Origin of the sequence: Aeromonas sp. FDAARGOS 1407, assembly GCF_019048725.1 — a bacterium.
GTDB classification, from domain to species: Bacteria; Pseudomonadota; Gammaproteobacteria; order Enterobacterales; family Aeromonadaceae; genus Aeromonas; species Aeromonas enteropelogenes.
In genome coordinates this window covers 3,533,068-3,552,599 of record NZ_CP077399.1, presented here as the reverse complement: position 1 = coordinate 3,552,599, position 19,532 = coordinate 3,533,068, and the positions used below count along the sequence as shown (strand labels likewise).

Genomic DNA, 19,532 nt, shown 5'->3' with positions numbered 1-19,532 from the left:
CCTACCCAAGGTGGCAAAACCGATCCCTGCTTAGTGTAGTGCCTGCCCCTGGCTCGGACTCGTTTGCCTGAAAAAACAGCAAGATGCCGTGAAAGTCCCCACCTTTTGTCCAATTAATCCCCTAATAAACTTTTTTTGATAGATTTACTTGCAATCTGTGCGTTGGCGCATATTATTGGCCACCTCGGACGCGGGGTGGAGCAGCTCGGTAGCTCGTCGGGCTCATAACCCGAAGGTCGTCGGTTCAAATCCGGCCCCCGCAACCAACTTTTTCGTCGGTGTGTCTGCCTGTTTTAGGCAGAGATGCAGACAAACGCCACAGACAACTGCTCGGTCTGCTGGTGACAATTCGGACGCGGGGTGGAGCAGCTCGGTAGCTCGTCGGGCTCATAACCCGAAGGTCGTCGGTTCAAATCCGGCCCCCGCAACCAACTTTTTCGTCGGTGTGTCGCCTGTTCAGGCAGAGATGCAGACAAAACGCCACAGACATCTGCTCGGTCTGCTGGTGACAATTCGGACGCGGGGTGGAGCAGCTCGGTAGCTCGTCGGGCTCATAACCCGAAGGTCGTCGGTTCAAATCCGGCCCCCGCAACCAACTCTTTCGTCGGTGTGTCGCCTGTTCAGGCAGAGATGCAGACAAAACGCCACAGACATCTGCTCGGTCTGCTGGTGACAATTCGGACGCGGGGTGGAGCAGCTCGGTAGCTCGTCGGGCTCATAACCCGAAGGTCGTCGGTTCAAATCCGGCCCCCGCAACCAACTTTTTCGTCGGTATGTCGCCTGTTTAGGCAGAGATGCAGACAAAACGCCACAGACATCTGCTCGGTCTGCTGGTGACAATTCGGACGCGGGGTGGAGCAGCTCGGTAGCTCGTCGGGCTCATAACCCGAAGGTCGTCGGTTCAAATCCGGCCCCCGCAACCAACTTTTTCGTCGGTATGTCGCCTGTTTAGGCAGAGATGCAGACAAACGCCACAGACATCTGCTCGGTCTGCTGGTGACAATTCGGACGCGGGGTGGAGCAGCTCGGTAGCTCGTCGGGCTCATAACCCGAAGGTCGTCGGTTCAAATCCGGCCCCCGCAACCAACTTTTTCGTCGGTGTGTCGCCTGTTTTAGGCAGAGATGCAGACAAAACGCCACAGACATCTGCTCGGTCTGCTGGTGACAATTCGGACGCGGGGTGGAGCAGCTCGGTAGCTCGTCGGGCTCATAACCCGAAGGTCGTCGGTTCAAATCCGGCCCCCGCAACCAACGCCTTCTTTATTTTCTTTTATCAATTCCCTCTGATGACGCAACGCCCACGATCTCGCTGTCGTGCAGGCGAATATTGTCGTTTTCGGCCGATGGTCAGGACAAAACTGGCCGCAGCCGCCCTTTGTTCGGTATCATCAGGCATCTCTTATGGATGAGGCGCCTTCCCGTGATCACTCCCTTTACCTATCTTCCTCCCGCTATCGATACCCTGGATGCCAGCCTGAGCGAAGTGCTGGCACAGCCCCGGCCGCTGCAGCTGCTGCTTCTCGCCGAGGAGCACAAGGAGTCGCTGCTGGCTCGCCCCGAACTGGCCGGTGTCGCGACCCAGCTGGCCCTTGGCAAGAAGGCCCCTTTTACCCTGATGCAGGGCGGCAGCCTGCTGCAGATCTGTTTCGTGGCCGGCAATGTGGCACGGGATCATCGCCTGTACAAGCAGATCCGGGAGTGGACGAGCTCCTTGTCCGGACTTAAAGTCGAGCGGGTCGGCCTGCATCTGGAGGGGTTTACCCCCGCAGAGCGCAGCATGCTGGCCGAGCTGATGATATCGGCCTTGCTGGCCGCCAATGTCCCGCTGCCCACCAGCAAGAGCCGCGGCGAGGCTGGCTGGGCCTATCAGCAGATCCGGGTATCCCCTGCGGTGGTGCTCGATCTGGCCCGTCTTTACAGCGAGGCCGGAGGCAACGGGCTGGCGCGTCATCTGGCGGTGCTGCCGGCCTCCGAGCTGACCGCCGCCAGTTATCGTGAATTCGTCAGCCAGCTGGCCCAGGAGGAGGGGTGGCAGTGCCATCACTATGATCAGGCCCAGCTGGCCGAGCTGGGGGCGGGGGCATTTCTGGCCGTGACCCGCGGCTCGGAAGACAACCAGGGGGCCCTGGTCAAACTCAGCTATCGCCCGCCCCAACCGGTGCGGCGCCTGGCCTTGGTGGGCAAGGGAATTTGCCACGACTCCGGCGGCTACAACCTCAAGGTCTCCGGCAGCATGTATGGCATGCATCTGGACATGGGGGGCAGCGCGGTGGCGCTGGGGGCGCTCTACGCCATCAGCCGGGCCCGCCTGCCCTACGAGGTGCACTGCTGGCTGGCCATCGCCGAGAACCACATCGGCCCTCATGCCTATCGGCCGGGGGAGGTGGTGACGGCCAGCAACGGCCTCACCATCGAGGTGGTGGATACCGATGCCGAGGGGCGCATGGTGCTGGCGGATGCCTTGGCCATGGCGGTGCAGGATACCCCGGATCTGCTTATTGACTACGCCACCCTGACCGGCGCCTGCAAGCGGGCGCTCGGCAGCCGTTACAGCGGCGTTTTCACCAACCGCAGCGAATGGCTGACGCCGCTGATCGGCCTGGGACAGCACAGTGGCGAGCGGGTCTGGCCCTTCCCGCTGGATGAGGACTATGACGACAACATAGAGAGTGAGTGGGCTGATCTGCTGCAGTGTGCCCCCGGCAGCTCGCCGGATCACATTGATGCGGCCCGTTTCCTCGCCCATTTCGTGCCCGAGCAGACTCCCTGGGTGCACCTGGATCTGAGCGGTTTTCGCAGCAAGGGGGGCAATGGCGTGGTCGCCAGCGAAGTAACCGGGTTTGGCGTGCGCCTGACCCTGGATCTGCTGGCAAGCCCCCTCGGCAGGGCACAGGCCCGCGCCGCCACACAACCTGAATGATGACAAGGATCCCCGTGAAACAACCAAGTTATGACTGGGTGCTGTTCGATCTGGATGAAACCCTGCTCGATTTCCCGGTGGCCAGGGCGCTGGAGCAGACTCTCCAGCACTATGGCGTTACCCCCGATGCGGCCGATATGGCCCGCTATCACGAACTGAACCATGCCCTCTGGCAGCAATACAACAACGGCGAGATTGATGCGGCGACCCTGCAGCAAACCCGTTTTTCCCTGTTCGCCGGGCAGGTGGCGGTTGACCCCATGGCGATGAACAACACCTTCCTGACCCGGATCATTGCTCTGAGCAACCCCCTGGATGGGGTGGTCGAGACCCTGCTGCAACTCAAGGATCGTGTCCGAATGGGGATCATCACCAATGGTTTCAGCGTGCCCCAGCGGGGTCGCCTGGACAAGCTGGGCTGGGATCAGTGGTTCGAGCCGCTGGTGATCTCAGATGAAATTCAGGTGACCAAGCCGGCTCCCGCCATCTTCCAGCACACCCTGTCCCTGATGGGGCAGCCGGATCCGTCGCGGGTCTTGATGGTGGGCGACAATCCCAAGACGGATATTGCAGGAGCGGCGGCGCAGGGGCTGGCGACCTGCTGGTACAACCCGGCCAAAGCGTCGCATCCGTGCGAGGCAACCCACGAAATTCACCATTTCTCCCATCTCTCCCGCATCGTGCTGGGGTAACCCGGGCGGACAACCAGCAAGCGGGGAGGCCAGAGGCTCTCCCCGTTTTTTTCGGGTGTCAGCGAGCCCGGCCAGCCATGCGAGATGACAGCAGGGGTGTTCCTACGCAGGACGAGGCGAGCGGAATGGATTGGGGATGGGATCGCGATGGCGGTCGTGAAGGTGCACCCTGGGTGCATCCCTCACAGTTCGTGGGCGTGGAATCCCTTGCGATAGCGGGCTTCACAGCGGGGACAGCGCTGCAGGGTCGGATCCTGCTCCAGCTGTTCGATGGCGAGAGGTTCTTCGCAGTCGGAGCAGAGACCATAGAGGCCGAGATCCATCTGGCAAAGCGCCGCATCGATCCGCTTGAGGCGCAGTACGCTCTGTTCCACCTTGGGCAGATCCAGCCGGCTGGTGAGTTCGACCAGCTGATCCTGTTCGCAGTGATCGACCCGTTCTGCCCAGTCGTCACGGCGCGAGGCTTTGAGCTGAGCGATCAGCGTTTCACGTTCTTGAGCCCAGTCGGACAGCAGGCGATTACGCCAGACAGCCAACTGTGCTTGCGTCATTTCACACACATTATCCCCCACAGGACATACCACAGATGCGAGGCAGTATAGGGAACGGATAAAGCTATCAAGATGACATGCGTCAAGTTAAACGTGGTTAGCCGTGGGTTTTGGCCGCTTGCAGCAAGGCATCGCGAATGGGAGCGGTCTCTTTCAGCACCCGGATATCACGAAACAGCAGATCGGCCTGCGGGTATTCTCGCTTGAGGTAGCTGAACCACTGCTTGATGCGGCTGGGATAGTAGTCGGCCTTGTCGCTGGCCAGATCCTGCTCGGTGTAGCTCACCATCAGCTGCAACACTTCGCCCCAGCTCATGTGGGCGCATCCCGTCTTCATCACGTTGGCGAGGTTGGGCAATGAGATGGCGCCGCGGCCCACCATGAGGGCATCACAGCCGGAGACCCGGGCGCAGGTCAGGGCATCAGCATGGTTCCAAATCTCGCCGTTGGCGGTGACGGGGATGGGCAGGGCGCGGCGAATGTCGTCCACATATTCCCAGTGGGCGGGGGCCTTGTAACCTTCGCGCTTGGTGCGGGCGTGGACCGCGAGCTCGTCGGCGCCGGCCTGATGAACCGCCCGGGCATTGTCCAGGTAGAGTTCCTTGTCATCGTAACCGAGGCGGATCTTGGCGCTGACCGGCAGATGAGCGGGCACCGCCTCTCGCACCGCCTTGACGATGCGATAGATGGTCTCGGGTTCTTTCAACAGCACGGCGCCCCCCTTGCTCTTGTTGACCGTGGGGGCGGGGCAGCCGAAGTTGAGATCTACCCCGGGGGAACCGAGCTCGATGGCGCGCAGCGCATTTTCGGCCAGCCATTCGGGGTGCTGTCCCAGCAACTGCACCCGCACCGGGGTGCCGGCGCGAGTCTTGCCATCCTGCAACAGCTCCGGACAGAGGCGGTAGAACACCTTGGCAGGCAGCAGCTGATCCACGACCCGGATAAATTCACTGACACACAGGTCGTAATCATTGACGGAGGTGAGCACCTCCCGCATCAGGTGATCCAGCACCCCCTGCATGGGGGCCAAAATAACGCGCATAACCGGTTCCGAAGGCAAGAATAAAAAAGAGCGCAGATTGTAGTGGGAATGGGGGGCGCTGTCAGCCGTTGGCCGGCGAGAAAACCCGCACCTGCATCGCGAGGCGCAGGCAATTGTGCCAGCCGTGAGTCAAACTCTGTTAGGCTTGCACCAGGCAATAGATATGAGGGGTTTGCATGAAACGTTGGTGTCTGATGGTATTGGGCTGGCTGGCATTTGTGACCGGTATCGTCGGCATCGTCTTGCCGTTGCTGCCGACCACCCCCTTCATGTTGCTGGCGGCGGCCCTGTTTGCCCGCTCATCGCCGCGCTTTCATCACTGGTTGCTGACCCACCCCTGGTTCGGCCCGCCTATCGTCGACTGGCAGCAGTATCGCGCCATTCGCCGGCACGCCCGGCGGCGGGCCGTGCTGTTCATCCTGCTCACCTTTTCGGTCTCCCTCGCCGTGGTGCCTCTGCTGTGGGTCAAGGGGCTCCTGCTGGTCATCATGGCTGTCCTGCTTGCCTGGTTAATGCGCCTGCCGGTGCTGGAGTCAGTTGCAATGGCGAAGTTAAGTCCCTAAGCTATTGCGGCAATAATGCTTGGAGTCGGCCCGTCATTTTTGCATGACGGGCCTTTTTATTTTCCCGCAGACGGGAATTGAGAAACGGCCACTCCTGGGTCAAAAAATAAGCGGTTAACAAATGAATCCGGAAACTCTGAAATTTATCGAAGCGAGCATCAAGACCATCCCCGACTATCCGAAGCCGGGCATCATGTTTCGCGACATCACCAGCCTAGTAGAGAACGCCGAGGCGTTCAAGGCCACCATCGATCTGCTGGTCGAGCACTACCGTGATCAAGGTTTCACCAAGGTTGTCGGTACCGAAGCGCGCGGTTTCATCTTCGGCGCGCCGGTTGCCTGTGCGCTGGGCGTCGGTTTCGTGCCGGTCCGCAAGCCGGGCAAGCTGCCTCGCGAGGTGATGGAAGAGTCCTACGAGCTCGAATACGGCACCGATACCCTGCAGATGCACACCGATGCCATCGTAGCCGGTGACAAAGTGCTGGTGGTGGACGATCTGCTGGCCACCGGCGGTACCGTCGATGCGGCCGTCAAGCTGATCCGCCGCGCTGGCGGTGAAGTGACCGATGCGGCCTTCGTTATCTCCCTGCCTGCGCTGGGTGGCGATGCTCGCCTGACCGCCGCCGGCGTCAAGGTGCTCTCTCTGGTCGAATTCGACGGCGAGTAACCCCTCTTCGGGCCCAACCTGCCGGTTCGGGCCCGGTTGCAAACCGGTGCCTTGGTGGTGTCGGTTTGAAAATCAAGCGATCCCTCCCGCCTCGGTCGATAGCCGATACAGCAGGCCCCGCATTTGTGTTAGCATCCGGCCTCAATGCCCTGTCTTCCCAGCATGATGGATTTATGAGCTATCAGGTTCTGGCGCGTAAATGGCGCCCCCATACGTTTGAACAAGTGGTAGGCCAGCAACATGTGCTGACCGCCTTGACCAACGCCCTGGATCAGGGACGACTGCATCACGCCTATCTGCTGAGCGGTACCCGCGGGGTCGGCAAGACTACCATCGCCCGCATCCTGGCCAAGAGCCTCAACTGCGAGCAGGGGATCAGCAGCCACCCGTGCGGCGTGTGCGACACCTGCCGCGAGATCGATCAGGGCAACTTCGTCGACCTGCTGGAGATCGACGCGGCGTCGCGCACCAAGGTGGAAGATACCCGCGAGCTGCTTGATAACGTGCAGTACCGTCCGGCCCGTGGCCGCTTCAAGGTTTACCTCATCGACGAAGTGCACATGTTGTCGCGCCACAGCTTCAACGCCCTGCTGAAAACCCTGGAAGAGCCGCCCCCCTATGTGAAGTTTCTGCTGGCGACCACGGATCCCCAGAAACTGCCCATCACCATTCTCTCGCGCTGCCTGCAGTTTCATCTCAAGAGTCTGGATCAGACCCAGATTGCCAAGCAGCTCGAATGGGTGCTGGATCAGGAGGGACAACCCTTCGAGCCGCGCGCCCTGTTGGCCCTGGCCAAGGCGGCCGACGGCAGCATGCGCGATGCCCTGAGCTTGACCGATCAGGCGCTGGCCCACGGCAACGGCAGCGTGCGTCTGGATAGCGTACTGGCCATGCTGGGAACCCTGGATCACCGTCATCTGCACCAGCTGCTGGAGGCGATCCTGCGCCAGGATGCGCCGGCCACCATGGCCAAGATCACCGAAATCGCCACCCTGGGCCCCGATTTTGATCAGCTCCACGCCGAGCTGGAAGGGCTGCTGCACCGCATCGCCATGGCCCAGCTGCTGCCTGCCAGCGTGCAGGAGCAGGGAGCGGATGCCGATGCCCTGCTGCAACTGGCCAAGGCCATGAGCCCGGAAGAGGTACAGCTCTGCTACCAGATCGTGCTGGGGGGGCGCAAGGACTTGCCCTGGGCCCCCGATGGCCGCACCGCGCTGGAGATGACCTGCCTGCGGATGCTCGCCTTCTCGCCCCGGCGCGAGGTGCTGCATCCTGCCAGCCTGAGCGCCTTGCCGCCCTCCATGGCGCCCGCGCCAGTGGCTGAGATGGGAACCCTGCCGGGAAAGCTTCCGGCCGCTGAGCATGCGGCGCTGCCAGCCGCCAGCGAAGCGGCGAGCGTTGCTGCACCCAACCCGCAGGCTGCGGCACCGGTTGTCGAGCCTGCTGAGGTCGCGAGCCCCGAGGAAGAGGCGCAGGCCGCCGAGCTCTTCAGCCAGCAGGATGAGTTGATGCGCGAAGCGGCCGGAATGGGGTATCAGCCTGATGTTACGCTGTCGGATGACGCCGTTTCTTCGGGCGAACTTCAGATATCGACTCACGGGGATAACTCGGGGCAGGGGACGGATCCTTTGGCAAGCGACCCTGCCGGACAGACGCCAGCCATGGTTGTACCTGTGGCCTCGACGGCTCCTCAGGTTGAGGCCGAACCGACCCCCGTGTCGATGGTTTCGAGCATGCAGAGCCTGCTTGGCAAGCGCAACATGCTGCGCAGTCGCCAGCGGGGTCAGGACCCGGTCGCGACGACGCCCGCGCCACGAGCGGTGCCCGTGGCTCCGGCTCGCTCCGCCGCCGCGATGCCTGCCGCGCCCGCCATCCCGCCGTCGCAGCCTGCGCCTCAGCCCTCACCCCAACCCCAAAGCCGCCAGTCGGCCGCTCAGGGGGCGCCCGCCATGGGTCAGTATGGGGAACTGCCGCCGGTGGATCTCTATGCCGATGGCTATGACGAGGGGGGCGATAACGGGGACTATGAAGAGTATCTGAGCCAGAGCTTTATGGCCTCGCCCATGCCGGCGCCTTCCGCGGCTCCTGTCGGTGGAAACGCTGCCGCCCAGGTCAGTCAGTCGGCCCAGGCGAGCGATCTGCCCCCCTGGGATCTGGAGGGGCAGCCAAGCTATCAGCCGGGTGTGCAGGCCGCACCTGCCGCCGCCGAGGTGCCGCCGCCTGCGACAGCCACGCCGGCACCGGTGGCCGACAGCGAAGCGGCCCAGCCAGTGATGGAGACCATCGACTGGGATGAGCTCGAGAGCGACGATATTCCGCAAGAGGGGGAGGCGAGCCGCCTTATCCCTTCCTCCCTGCTGAGCAATTGCGGCGACCCCTGGGCCGAGCTGATTGCCCACACGCAAGTGGGTGGACGGCTACGCCAGCTTGCCATCAACTCGGTGATGACCCGGGAGGGGGACAGGGTGCTACTGACCCTGAAGCCCGAGCAGCGCCACCTGGTCAGCGACAAGGCGCGCGCCGATCTGGCCGAGATCATCGGCCCCGCCCTCGGCCAGCCCGTGCAGGTGGAGGTGACCCTGGGCGTGGTGCCTGAGCAGGAGACGCCCCTCGAGATCGAGCATCGCCTCTATCTGGGGGTACGCGAACAGGTGACCCGGGATCTCGAGCAGGATCCCAATATCCAGTTTCTGATCCAGCGGTTTGGTGCCGAGCTTCACAGAGAGAGCATCGAGCCCCTCAACCGCTAACTTCCATGGCCGGGAGCCTGCTCCCGGTTGAAAAGCCGCTTGGCTGTCCCCATCTAGGACAGACAAGCCCACAGCCCGGCGCTGGATGCCGGATTTCAAGACGAGAGACGACATATGTTTGGTAAAGGTGGAATGGGGAACCTGATGAAACAGGCCCAGCAGATGCAAGAGCGCATGCAGAAGATGCAGGAACAGCTCGCCCAGATGGAAGTGACCGGCGAAGCCGGCGCAGGCATGGTCAAGGTCACCATGACCGGCAGCCACAGCGTGCGTCGCATCGAGATCGATCCCTCCCTGATGGAAGATGACAAGGAGCTGCTGGAAGATCTGGTCGCCGCTGCCTGCAACGATGCCGTGCGTCGTGTAGAAGAGCAGAACAAGACCAAGATGGGAGAACTGACCGGTGGCATGCAATTGCCGCCAGGCTTCAAGATGCCGTTCTAAGGCGCTTCTCGCCACGCATTCCCGCTCCCCGTCGTGACAAGCCGAGGTTTGACTGCCTGGCTTGACAGCATAGGGGGAGATGGCCGAGAAGAAAGGAACGCAGCCGCCGCGCAAGCGACAAGGCTGCGTTTTTTTATGCCCGCTCACCGTATCTGGCCGTTGCTACCGCCGTCCAACCTGCATTGCCGATGCCGGCTATCGGATATCCCGGTTTGGCGAGGGCGGACGGGATCGGCATAATGGCGCCTTATCAGAAAGGCTCCATCCTCCGCATACCCGTTTGCAGGCGCAAGAGAGGATGGACTGCCACCCCAGAGGAGATCCCATGAAATATATCGGAGCCCATGTCAGCGCCAGCGGCGGGGTGGAGAACACCATCGCCCGCGCCCAGGCCATCGGCGCCAACGCCTTCGCCCTGTTTACCAAGAACCAGCGCCAATGGCAGGCTGCCCCCCTGTCCGAGGCGAGCATTCGTGCCTTCAAGGCGGCGTGCGAGAAGGGCGGTTTTCTCCCCGAGCAGATCCTGCCCCACGACAGCTACCTCATCAATCTGGGTCACCCCGACCCCGACGCGCTGGCCAAGTCCCGCGATGCGTTTCTCGACGAGATGAAGCGTTGCGAGCAGCTGGGCCTTTGCTACCTCAACTTTCATCCCGGCAGCCACCTCAAGCAGATCCCCGAGGCCGTGAGTCTGCGGCTCGTGAGCGAATCCATCAACTGGGCGTTGGAGCGCAGCCAGGGGGTGACGGCGGTGATCGAGAACACCGCGGGGCAGGGTACCAACCTCGGCTGGTCGTTCGAGCACCTCGCCACCATCATCGAGGGGGTGGAGGACAAGAGCCGGGTCGGGGTCTGTTTCGATACCTGTCACGCCTTCGCCGCCGGTTACGATCTGCGCACGCCAGAATCTTGTGCCGAAGTCTTTGCCGAGTTTGAGCGGACGGTTGGCTTTCGGTATCTGAAGGGGATGCATATCAACGGCGCCAAGTGCACCTTTGGCAGCCGGGTCGATCGTCACCACAGCCTGCGGGAGGGTAATCTCGGCGAGGCGGTGTTCCATCACATCATGAATGACGATCGTTTCGATCGCATTCCACTGATCCTCGAGACCATAGACGAGTCCATCTGGGGTGAGGAGATCAGCTGGCTGCGCAGTCTGGCGAAGTGATAGTCAGCGAGAGCTAATCAAAGAGAGGGAGCCGCGGCTCCCTCTCTGCTTTTTGCGTTTTCGCCATTAGCGTGTTGGTTTGCCACCGGAGCTCTGGTCGAGCGTTACTCCGCGCGGATTACCTCGGCATCGTTCACCTGCGCCCGACAGAAGTGGATAAAGTGGCGCAGGGAGGCGGAATGGTATTTCTGCTTGTGCCAGATGAGGGAGAGCTGGCGCGGGAAGCGCTGCTCGAGGGGCAACACCACCAGACGCCCCGCCTGCAACCGGTCCGAGACCGCGAGGCGGGAGATGAAAGAGATCCCGAGCCCTTTTTCCACCGCCAGCATCACGGCCTCCAGGGTGTTGAGTTCGAGCCCGGCCTGCCAGCGGGGCAGGGCAGGCTGGATCTGCTGGATAAACTGTTCGCGGCTGCCCGATTGCAGCTCCCGCAGCACCCAGGTTTCGTCAGCCAGCCGGGGCAGGGTGAGGGTACCCTGGTTGGCGAGGGGGTGATCCGGATGGGCCACCACCAGCATCTCGTCCTGCAGCCAGGGTTCGGCGATGAGATCCGGGTGATGGTTCTCCCCCTCGATCAGCGCCAGATCCAGCTCGAAGTTGGCCAGCGCATGGCAGAGTTTGTGGGTATTGGTGATGGTCACCTTGGGGGGCAGTCCCAGCTCCTGCTTGCGGCTCGCCAGCAGGGTAGGCAGCAGGTAGTTGCCAATGGTCTGGCTGGCACCGAGGCGCAACTGGCCGCTCGGCTCGGCATCCGGGCTGAACAGGTTTTCGATATCCTGCATCCGGGTCAGCAGCTCTTCGGCGGCGGGTTGCAGCAGACGTCCCTCGTTGTTGAGCTGCAATCCGGGGTGGATGCGATCAAAGAGCGGGGTTCCCAGCTGGCGTTCCAGCTCCTGCAATGACTGGGAGACGGCACCCTTGCTCAGGCAGAGCTCGTTGGCGGCCAGCCCCAGGTTGCCGTAACGGGCGATGGTGGCGAAGACCTTGAGTTGTTGCAGGGTCAGCTTCATGGTGTTTGATCTTCCTGAACATATGATTCAATTCATTTGGATATCCTAAACGACATACGGCCATTATCCTATCGCCATCGTCTGATAGAGAAAGGTGTCGTCATGATCGCAAGAACCCGTAAATCCTTAGGCAAAGCTCCGACCCCCATGGCGGGTCTGGCGCTTGGCATCGCCAGTCTCGGTTGGTGTTGGGAAAATGCCGGTCAGTTCGATGGGCGTATGCAACTGCTGGGCGCCGCTGTGGCCGCCGTGCTGCTGCTGATCCTGACCTTCAAGTTTTTGCTTCATCCCCGTCTCTTGTGGCAAGACCTGGCTCACCCCGTGGTGGGTAGCGTGGTGCCTACCTACGCCATGGGGACCATGGTGGTGTCAAAAGCGCTGGGGATGATGGCGCCGCAGGCGGGTGAGACACTCTGGCTGTTTGCCGTGGCCATTCACCTGATCTTCCTGGCCACCTTTATCTGGCACCGTGCCAAAGAGTTCGAAATTCACCACATGGTGCCGAGCTGGTTCGTGCCGCCGGTGGGCATTATCGTGGCTGACGTCGCCTTTCCGGGCGGCCAGTTTGCCGCACTGGCCAACGCTCTGCTCTGGTTTGGCATCATCTGCTACGGCCTGATGCTGCCGCTGATGCTCTATCGCCTCATCTTCAGTCATGAAGTACCGGATGCGGCCAAGCCGACCATCGCCATTCTGGCGGCCCCTGCCAGCCTCTCCCTGGCCGGTTACCTGACCGTCAGCCAGGATCCCTCCCTGCTGCTGGTGGCCGTGTTGCTGGGGATCGCCATCCTGATGACCGGCATTATCTATCTGGCCTTCATCAAGTTGCTGCGCCTGCCGTTTTCCCCCGGCTATGCGGCCTTCACCTTCCCGATGGTGATCGGCGCCACCGCCTTGTTCAAGGTGGCCAACCTGGTCAGTGGCTGGCCGCAGGCGGCACACTATGTGGAGCAGATCAGATTGCTTGCCCACGTCGAGCTGGGAATTGCGACCGTGATCGTCGGTTATGTGGCTCTGCGTTATCTGATGTTCTTCCTGCCGCAGCGGGAGCCAGCAGTCGAGGGAGACATGGCGCATCGCTAACCCCGTTTGATGCTCTGCCGCCCATGATGAAACAATCGTCAAGATGCCCCGCCAAGCGGGGCATTTTTCATTATTTTGTCGCAGATTAATGAATTCACGGCACTTTTATTCGTTTGTCTGAGAATTCACTGGTATTACCTGTCAGGCCAACTACAATGCCTCACCACTTTTCGCTTGACTCCAATCGATGACCGTCCAAGAAGACCCCGTATTTCACGCCTCTTTCAAACCCCGTTTGTTGCATCCCCGTTACTGGTTGAGCTGGCTGGCGCTGGCGATCTTGATGGTGCTGGCCTTTGTGCCGGTTCGTCTGCGGGATCGCCTGGCCGAAGCTTTGACGCCCCTGGTGTTCCGTTTTTCCAAAAAACAGATCTATATCGCCAGAACCAACCTGGCTATCTGTTTTCCCGAGAAGAGTGCGGCCGAGCGGGATGCCATTGCGATGACCTCCATCCGGGTCGGCCTCAAGAGTCTGCTGGGATTTGGCGAGTTCACCGTGCGCAGCCCCCGGTACCTGATGAAGCGGATCCAGGTCAGCGGCTGGGAACATATCGAGGCCGAGCGTCAGGCCGGTCGTCCGGTGATCCTGGTGGTGCCCCATACCTGGCCGGTGGATGCGGCCGGTTACTGCTTCACCCAGCGTGGCGTGCCCATGTGCACCATGATGAAGCGTGCCCGCAATCCGGTGTTTGACTGGCACCTCAACCGGGCCAGGGCCAAGAATGGCTGCCGGGTCTACGAGCGCAGCGCCGGGATCAAGGCGGTGATCAGAACCATCAAGGGGGGGCACAGCTTCTTCTACCTGCCGGATCAGGATCACGGACGCGAGAAGAGCATCTTCGTTCCTTTCTTCAACTATCCCAAGGCGACCCTGCCCGCCCTGCCACGACTGGTGCAGGTGAGTGGTGCCAAGGCCGTGCCGCTGCTGGCGGGCTACGATGAAGCTGCTCACTGTTACCGCTTGGAGATAGAAGCACCGTTTGACAACTATCCCACCGAGGATGTGATAGCGGATACCCGGCGGATGAACGACATGGTGCAACAGCAGCTCACCCGCCATCCCGGCCAGTACATGTGGTTTCTCAAGATCTTCGATACCCGCGAACATCAGGAGGGGCCGGATGGCCTCTATGAGGCGGGGATCCAGCGGATCCGCAAGGGGTTGTCACCCCAACCCTGATTTACTTCGTTGCAAAAATGGCCCCATGTGGGCCATTTTTAATTATTACTAGTCCGATCAGTGCCTTGCCATCGGCGATGGGGTGCCCCCGGAGTAGAAAAAAATGTCAGGATAACTACAATAACCGTTTGTTTTTATGAACCGAGGGCAGGTATGTCCGCATCCGATCCGGTATTTGATACCTCATTCCAAACCCGCCTGCTGCACCCCAAATGGTGGGGCAGCTGGTGTGCCCTGGGGCTGCTCTCCCTGCTGGCCTTCATCCCTGCCAGATGGCGGGATCGCTTCGCCGATCTGGTCGCACCGACCCTGCTGCGGGTCTCGAAAAAACAGGCCTACATCGCCGATACCAACCTCAAGATCTGCTTTCCCGAGCTGGATGTGACCGAGCGCCAGGCGCTGCTGCTCAAGTCTATTCGGGTCGGCCTCAAGACCTTCATGGGCTTTGGCGAGCTGACATGGCGCAGCCGTGCCAGGTTGACCCGCCGCATCAAGGTGAGCGGCTGGGAACATGTTGCAGCCGAGCAGGCGGCAGGCCGGCCGATGATCCTGGTGGTGCCTCACACCTGGGCGGTGGACATGATTGGCCGCTACTTTTCCCTGATGGGGATAGAGATGTGCACCATGATGAAGAGCCCCAAGGATGCGGTATTTGACTGGTACATTAACCGCGAGCGGACCAAGGGTGGCAAGGTGTACGAGCGCAGCGTCGGCATCAAGCCCGCCATCAAGGCGATCCGCAGCGGGGCCAGCTTTTTCTACCTGCCGGATCAGGATCATGGCCGCGAGGCGAGCGTGTTTGTGCCCTTCTTCGGTCATCCCAAGGCGACCCTGCCGGCCCTGCCCAAGCTGGTGAAACTGGCCGGCGCCAAGGCCGTGCCCATCTTTGCCAGCTATGACGAGGATGCCGGTTGCTACCTGCTCGAAATTGAGCCGCCGTTCGACCCTTATCCCGGCGACGATCTGCTGGCCGACGTCAACACCATGAACCGGATGGTCGAGCAACAGGTGGCGCGCCATCCCGAGCAGTACATGTGGTTTCTCAAGATCTTCGAAACCCTGGAACACCAGGAGGGGCCCGATGGCCTCTATGAGGCGGGGATCCGGCGCATTCGTGAAGGCTTGCCGCCCGACCCTTGATCCCATGGCCCCCTTGCGGGCCATTTTTGTGGCCGAAGGTGCGCGCCGCAGTGGACAGCAAAGGGTCAAACAGGGGATAACTGTGGCCCACGAACAAACAAGGAGCGGGGAAAGAGGCGAGATGATCTCTTTCGGCGCGCAAATAGGGTGAAAGGGCGGTCATGAAAATTCCGAATCGAATCCAGCCCCTGGTGGATGATGGCCTGGTGGACGAGGTCGTCAGCCGGCTGATGAGCGGCAAAGAGGCCGATGTTTATGTGGTGCGTTGCGGCGACGAGATCCGTTGCGCCAAAGTCTATAAAGAGGCGTCCAAGCGCAGCTTCAAGCAGGCTGTGGTCTATCAGGAGGGGCGCCGGGTGCGCAACAGCCGCAATGCCCGGGCCATGGAGAAGGGCTCAAAATACGGTCGCAAACAGCACGAGGAGGTGTGGCAGAACACCGAGGTGGACGCCCTGTTCAAGCTGGCCGCCGCGGGTGTGCGGGTACCCAGACCTTATGTCTGCCTTGATGGCGTCTTGCTGATGGAGCTGGTGACCGACGCCGACGGCAATGTCGCCCCCCGCCTCAACGATGTGGCCCTCTCTCGCGAGCAGGCACTCATCGATCACGGCAAGGTGATCCGCTACGTGGTGCGCATGCTTTGCGCCGGCCTCATTCACGGGGACCTCTCCGAATTCAACGTGCTGGTGGACGAGCAGGGCCCCGTCATCATCGATCTGCCCCAGGTGGTGGATGCCGCCGCCAACAACCAGGCCAGGGCCATGCTGGAGCGGGACGTCAACAACATGCGCAACTACTACGGCATGTATGCCCCCGAGCTGTTGAAAACCCGGTATGCCGCCGAGATGTGGGCGCTGTTTGAAGAGGGCAAGCTGACCCCGGATAGCGAGCTGACCGGCCTGTTTGAAGAGAGCACGGCTGCAGTCGATCTCGATGCTGTGCTGCACGAAATCGAGAGCGCCGAAGAGGAGGCGCTGGCGCGCCAGGCGCGGATGCGAGCCGAGCAGGAGGGGAGTTACTGACCCCTGCCTTGTCACCTAAAAGAGCGCCATCAGGCGCTCTTTTTGTCGGGCGTGTCACGGGCAATTGACGTCTAGACGAGGTCACAGGGCGAAGTGTGTCAGTCAGCCCGCTCGGGCAGTGCCATGACATTCGCCTGACGTCCCAGGTGAGCCAGCAGGCGGCGTACATCGTCGAGCTTGATGATCAGGGTGGCGGTATTGACCAGCGGATGGCACTGCACCTGCTCGGCCTGCCAGATGGTCTCGTCCACCACCAGCTCCACCGCTTGTTCCGTGTCGCGCACTACGGCCAGCAGGGTCACCGAGCCCGGGGTGAGGCCGAGGGCAGCCTCCAGTCGCTCGGGGGAGCCAAAACTCAGGCGCTTGACCCCGAGGCGAGCGGCCAGCGCCTTCAGATCGACCCGGATCGCCTCCGGGGCCACCACCAGAAACAGCCGCTCGCTTTTCGGATCGCGCAGGAAGAGATTCTTGGTCTTGGCGGCGGGCAGGTCGGGCAGCAGGTCGCTCGCCTCCTCGCAGGTGAAGACGGGAGCATGGTCGAAACGCTGGTAGGGAATGGCCAGCCGATCCAGCAGGGCATAGAGGGCCACAATGATCTCCTTGTGTTTGAGGGTACCGATAGCTGAGTACCAAAGCCGGGCAAGGCGCCGCAGGCAACCGTGCCGGCGTCGTAGGCGAAAGACCAGCTTACCAGCTCGCCCCTTCGCGTACAGCCGCTCTGGCGATTGCGGGCCGGTACTGTATGAACGTACAATACTCCCATTCCAGGACAGACCCCGTTAGCTTGTATGACCGAGTTCCAGCCCACGCCCCCGGCGATGCCCCCCCAGGAAGGTTTTATCCTGACCCGTCACGGGCGGGATGTGCGTGGGCGCGGCGCGCCGGGGGAGCGCACCGAAATCGTGATGTGGCTCTGGAGCGAGCAGGGGCCGGTGCGGCTGGTGGTGCCGGGGCAGGAGCCGGTCTTCTTTCTGCCGCAAAGCCATATGGCGGAGGCCGCCGAGCTCTTCAAGGGGGCCGGAGTGAGCGGGCGGTTTCGCCGCCTGCCGATGCACACCTTCGATGGCCGCGCCGTGGTGGGCTGCTATTTTGCCACCCTGAGCGCCTTCCACCGCGCCATCGAGTTGCTGCTCATTCGCGGGCTGGAGCACTTCGAAGCGGATATCCGCTTGCCTGAGCGTTTTCTCATGGAGCGCTTTATCACCGCCGGGGTGCGCTTTGGCGGCAAGGCGGTGAGAAAGGGGGGCAAACAGGGTTACTGGGAGGTGCAGGAGGCGCGCTGCGCCCCTCAAGCGGTGACGCCCGCCCTCTCCTGGGTGTCGCTGGATGTGGAGTGCGCCATGGACGGGGCCCTCTTCTCGGTGGGGCTCTACAGCCCCGAGGATGCGCGGGTCATCATGATAGGGGCCCCGGAGGCCGGCGCCGAAGAGTGGGAGACCCGGATCGAATGGGTGGTGGATGAGGATGCTTTGCTCAGCGCCCTGGAGGGGTGGTTTAGCCGCCACGATCCGGATCTGGTGATCGGCTGGAACGTGGTCAACTTCGACTTTCGCCTGCTGCTGCGCCGGGCCGAGCTCAACAAACGGCGGCTGCGGCTCGGGCGCGGGCGGGAGCTCTGTTTCTGGCGCTCCTCCCGAAGCGATCCCCAGACCGGCAACGTCATCATCCCGGGGCGCATGGTGCTGGACGGCATCGATACCCTGAAAAGCGCCACCTGGCAGTTTGCCAGCTACAGCCTGGATGCGGTGGCGAGCGAACTGCTCGGGCGCGGCAAGGATATCGAGGATGTGGCCAACCGGGGGGAGAAGATCACCGAGCTGTTTCACTCCGACAAGGAGGCGCTCGCCCGCTACAACCTGGAAGATTGCAAGCTGGTGTGGGAGATCTTCGATTTCTGCCACCTCATCCCCTTTGCCATCGAGCGCGCCTCCCTCACTGGCCTGGAGCTGGACAGGGTCGGAGGCTCGGTGGCGGCGTTTACCAATCTCTACCTGCCGCGACTGCATCGCGGCGGCTACGTGGCCCCCAATCTGCCCGCCGACGGGGGGCTCGCGAGCCCTGGCGGCTATGTCATGGACTCAAAACCGGGCCTCTATCGTCACGTGCTGGTGCTCGATTTCAAGAGCCTCTATCCCAGCATCATCCGCACCTTCTGCATCGATCCCATGGGACTGGTGGAGGGGTTGCAGCATCCCGACCACGCCATTCCGGGTTTTCGCGGCGCCCTGTTCTCCCGCGAGCGGCACTTCCTGCCGGATCTCATCGCCACCCTGTGGGCGGCGCGGGATCGGGCCAAGGCGGCCAGCAACAAGGCGCTCTCCCAGGCCATCAAGATCATCATGAACTCCTTCTACGGGGTACTGGGGTCGGGGGGCTGCCGCTTCTACGATCCGCGCCTTGCCTCTTCCATCACCTTGCGCGGTCACAGCATCATGCAGCAGACCCGGGAGTGGATAGAGGGGCAGGGGTTCGAGGTGATCTATGGCGATACCGACTCCACCTTCGTCCATCTGGGGCGCGAGACCAGCGCCGAGCAGGCGGACGAGATCGGCCGACAGCTTGCCCGGATGATCAACGACAACTGGACGGCGCTGATCCGGCGCGAGTTCGATTTGCCGAGCCATCTCGAGATCGAGTACGAGACCCACTACCGCCGTTTTCTGATGCCCACCATTCGCGGGCTGGAGAAGGGCAGCAAGAAGCGCTACGCCGGCCTGGTGGCGGCGCCAGGAGGTCAAGAGGCTGAACGTCTGGTGTTCAAGGGGCTCGAATCGGTGCGCACCGACTGGACGGCGCTCGCCAAGCAGTTCCAGACCCGCCTCTATGAGATGGTATTTCACGATGAGGATCCCGGCAGCTATGTGCGAACCATGGTGGACGAGACCCGGGCCGGTCGGCACGACGATCTGCTTATTTATCGCAAGCGGCTGCGGCAAAAACTCGAGGAGTACCAGAAAAACGTGCCACCTCATGTGCGGGCGGCGCGCCTTGCTGATGAAGAAAACCTGCGCCGCGGTCTGCCCCAGCGCTACCAGCACAGGGGAACCATCGCCTACCTGATGACCCTCAACGGCCCCGAGCCGCTCGAATACCGGCGCAGCGCCATCGACTACGAGCACTACATCGACAAGCAGCTCAGGCTCATTGCCGACGCCATCCTGCCCTTTATCGGCGAGTCGTTCGAGCGGATCTGCGGCCAGCAGCTGGACCTTTTCTAGGGGGCATTTGCTCCTTTCTCTACCAGGCTCTTTACTTTTCAAAAGCACTGTATAAAAATACAGTCAATCATCATGGAGAAGT

Annotated in this window: 16 protein-coding genes and 7 tRNA genes; 19 read left to right on the top strand and 4 right to left on the bottom strand. The window is 61.8% G+C overall.

Features of this window, described 5'->3' with window-relative positions; translation table 11 throughout:
• Window positions 1–189: 189 nt before the first annotated feature.
• From I6L37_RS16785 to yjjG, 9 genes are all read left to right on the top strand, one after another.
• A tRNA-Met gene (locus tag I6L37_RS16785) sits at window positions 190–266 on the top strand.
• 88 nt (window positions 267–354) lie between these two features.
• Window positions 355–431 (top strand) — tRNA-Met (locus I6L37_RS16780).
• Between the two features lie 87 nt (window positions 432–518).
• A tRNA-Met gene (locus I6L37_RS16775) sits at window positions 519–595 on the top strand.
• A gap of 87 nt (window positions 596–682) precedes the next feature.
• A tRNA-Met gene (locus I6L37_RS16770) sits at window positions 683–759 on the top strand.
• Window positions 760–846: 87 nt separating this feature from the next.
• Window positions 847–923 (top strand) — tRNA-Met (locus tag I6L37_RS16765).
• A gap of 86 nt (window positions 924–1,009) precedes the next feature.
• Window positions 1,010–1,086, top strand: a tRNA-Met gene (locus tag I6L37_RS16760).
• 88 nt (window positions 1,087–1,174) lie between these two features.
• Window positions 1,175–1,251 (top strand) — tRNA-Met (locus tag I6L37_RS16755).
• A 169-nt stretch (window positions 1,252–1,420) separates the two neighbouring features.
• Window positions 1,421–2,920, top strand: coding sequence for a leucyl aminopeptidase family protein (locus tag I6L37_RS16750; RefSeq protein ID WP_216992437.1), 1,500 nt, complete (start codon window positions 1,421–1,423; stop codon window positions 2,918–2,920).
• Window positions 2,921–2,934: 14 nt separating this feature from the next.
• Window positions 2,935–3,612 carry a pyrimidine 5'-nucleotidase gene (yjjG, locus tag I6L37_RS16745; RefSeq protein WP_216992436.1) on the top strand — a complete coding sequence of 226 codons (678 nt, stop codon included), beginning with the start codon at window positions 2,935–2,937 and terminating at the stop codon, window positions 3,610–3,612.
• Window positions 3,613–3,794: 182 nt separating this feature from the next.
• Here the strand turns inward: yjjG and I6L37_RS16740 are convergent, their stop codons facing one another.
• Together I6L37_RS16740 and dusC are read right to left on the bottom strand one after the other, a co-directional pair.
• Window positions 3,795–4,163, bottom strand: coding sequence for a TraR/DksA C4-type zinc finger protein (locus tag I6L37_RS16740; protein ID WP_026457127.1), 369 nt, complete (start codon window positions 4,161–4,163; stop codon window positions 3,795–3,797).
• A gap of 97 nt (window positions 4,164–4,260) precedes the next feature.
• Complete coding sequence (dusC, locus tag I6L37_RS16735; RefSeq protein WP_216992435.1) at window positions 4,261–5,205, bottom strand: tRNA dihydrouridine(16) synthase DusC; 945 nt, start codon at window positions 5,203–5,205, stop codon at window positions 4,261–4,263.
• Between the two features lie 176 nt (window positions 5,206–5,381).
• On the opposite strand from dusC, the gene I6L37_RS16730 reads away from it, so the two are divergent.
• The 5 genes from I6L37_RS16730 (at window position 5,382) to nfo (ending at window position 10,797) form a co-directional block, all read left to right on the top strand.
• Window positions 5,382–5,768: a YbaN family protein gene (locus I6L37_RS16730; RefSeq protein ID WP_042069200.1), complete on the top strand. Its 387-nt coding sequence runs from the start codon at window positions 5,382–5,384 to the stop codon at window positions 5,766–5,768.
• 121 nt (window positions 5,769–5,889) lie between these two features.
• Window positions 5,890–6,435, top strand: a complete 546-nt coding sequence (gene apt / locus I6L37_RS16725; RefSeq protein WP_042027371.1) for an adenine phosphoribosyltransferase — start codon at window positions 5,890–5,892, stop codon at window positions 6,433–6,435.
• A 173-nt stretch (window positions 6,436–6,608) separates the two neighbouring features.
• A complete protein-coding gene (gene dnaX, locus I6L37_RS16720; RefSeq protein ID WP_042069202.1) occupies window positions 6,609–9,185 on the top strand; it encodes a DNA polymerase III subunit gamma/tau in 2,577 nt (858 codons plus the stop codon).
• Between the two features lie 114 nt (window positions 9,186–9,299).
• Entirely contained in the window at window positions 9,300–9,629 is a 330-nt protein-coding gene (locus tag I6L37_RS16715; protein ID WP_041210739.1) for a YbaB/EbfC family nucleoid-associated protein, read from the top strand.
• 325 nt (window positions 9,630–9,954) lie between these two features.
• Window positions 9,955–10,797 (top strand): deoxyribonuclease IV, encoded by an 843-nt coding sequence (nfo, locus tag I6L37_RS16710; RefSeq protein WP_042069203.1) that lies wholly within the window; start codon window positions 9,955–9,957, stop codon window positions 10,795–10,797.
• A gap of 104 nt (window positions 10,798–10,901) precedes the next feature.
• On the opposite strand, the gene I6L37_RS16705 is transcribed toward nfo, so the two are convergent.
• Window positions 10,902–11,807, bottom strand: coding sequence for a LysR substrate-binding domain-containing protein (locus I6L37_RS16705; protein ID WP_042069204.1), 906 nt, complete (start codon window positions 11,805–11,807; stop codon window positions 10,902–10,904).
• Between the two features lie 102 nt (window positions 11,808–11,909).
• On the opposite strand from I6L37_RS16705, the gene I6L37_RS16700 reads away from it, so the two are divergent.
• The 4 genes from I6L37_RS16700 (at window position 11,910) to I6L37_RS16685 (ending at window position 16,232) form a co-directional block, all read left to right on the top strand.
• Entirely contained in the window at window positions 11,910–12,890 is a 981-nt protein-coding gene (locus I6L37_RS16700; RefSeq protein ID WP_042069205.1) for a TDT family transporter, read from the top strand.
• 187 nt (window positions 12,891–13,077) lie between these two features.
• Window positions 13,078–14,070, top strand: coding sequence for a lauroyl-Kdo(2)-lipid IV(A) myristoyltransferase (gene lpxM / locus I6L37_RS16695; RefSeq protein WP_042027363.1), 993 nt, complete (start codon window positions 13,078–13,080; stop codon window positions 14,068–14,070).
• A 153-nt stretch (window positions 14,071–14,223) separates the two neighbouring features.
• A complete protein-coding gene (locus I6L37_RS16690; protein WP_216992434.1) occupies window positions 14,224–15,210 on the top strand; it encodes a lauroyl-Kdo(2)-lipid IV(A) myristoyltransferase in 987 nt (328 codons plus the stop codon).
• A gap of 161 nt (window positions 15,211–15,371) precedes the next feature.
• Window positions 15,372–16,232, top strand: a complete 861-nt coding sequence (locus tag I6L37_RS16685) for a PA4780 family RIO1-like protein kinase (RefSeq protein WP_042069208.1) — start codon at window positions 15,372–15,374, stop codon at window positions 16,230–16,232.
• A gap of 98 nt (window positions 16,233–16,330) precedes the next feature.
• Here I6L37_RS16685 and I6L37_RS16680 read toward each other — a convergent pair whose 3' ends face one another.
• Window positions 16,331–16,822: a prolyl-tRNA synthetase associated domain-containing protein gene (locus I6L37_RS16680; RefSeq protein WP_216992433.1), complete on the bottom strand. Its 492-nt coding sequence runs from the start codon at window positions 16,820–16,822 to the stop codon at window positions 16,331–16,333.
• A gap of 198 nt (window positions 16,823–17,020) precedes the next feature.
• Here I6L37_RS16680 and I6L37_RS16675 point away from each other — a divergent pair, with 198 nt between their 5' ends.
• Complete coding sequence (locus I6L37_RS16675) at window positions 17,021–19,450, top strand: DNA polymerase II (RefSeq protein ID WP_216992432.1); 2,430 nt, start codon at window positions 17,021–17,023, stop codon at window positions 19,448–19,450.
• The last annotated feature ends 82 nt before the right edge of the window (window positions 19,451–19,532 follow it).